Origin of the sequence: Bradyrhizobium sp. 22 (assembly GCF_000482425.1) — a bacterium.
Lineage (GTDB): Bacteria > Pseudomonadota > Alphaproteobacteria > Rhizobiales > Xanthobacteraceae > Bradyrhizobium > Bradyrhizobium japonicum_B.
In genome coordinates, this window is sequence record NZ_KI519400.1 from 1,912,036 (window position 1) to 1,912,754 (window position 719).

Consider the following 719-nt stretch of genomic DNA (forward strand, 5'->3'; position numbering starts at 1 on the left):
GTGCTTTCGGACGACAGCGTCTTGGCCGAGTGCAGCACCTCCTCCGAGGCCGAGCCGGTCTCGGCCGCGCCGCGGTTGACCTGGCCGATATCGGTGGCCGCGGTCTGGGTGCCCTGCGCCACGGTCTGGACGCTGCGCGCGATCTCCTGCGTCGCCGCGCCCTGCTGCTCGACCGCGCTGGCGATCGACGTCGAGATCGACGAGATCTGGCCGATGGTCGCCCCGATCTCCTTGATCGCGGCAACCGATTCGGCGGTGGCGCCCTGCATGCCCGCGATGTGCGAGGAGATCTCGTCGGTCGCCTTCGCGGTCTGGCTCGCCAGCGACTTCACCTCGCTGGCGACCACCGCAAAGCCGCGCCCGGCTTCGCCGGCGCGCGCCGCCTCGATGGTGGCATTGAGCGCCAGAAGGTTGGTCTGCTCGGCGATCGCCGTGATCAGCTTGACCACTTCGCCGATCTGCTGGGCCGCATGCGAGAGCTTGCCGATGCGCCCGTCGGTTTCCTTGGCCTGGACCACGGCGGCCTCCGCAATGCGGCTGGAATCGCGGACCTGGCGGCCGATCTCCTCGACCGAGGCGGACAGCTCCTCGGTCGCGGTGGCGACCGACTGCATGTTGGAGGAGGCCTGCTCGGAGACGCCGGCGACCTGGCTCGACAGGCTCTGGGTGGTCTCGGCGGTGCGGGTCAGGGTGGAGGCCGCCGATTCCAGCTGCACGGC

General features: G+C 70.4%; 1 protein-coding gene. It reads right to left on the minus strand.

Annotated features, from left to right (window positions below; genetic code table 11):
* The coding region (locus K410_RS41670) for a methyl-accepting chemotaxis protein (RefSeq protein WP_245269587.1) at positions 1–719 on the minus strand (719 nt) is incomplete at both ends.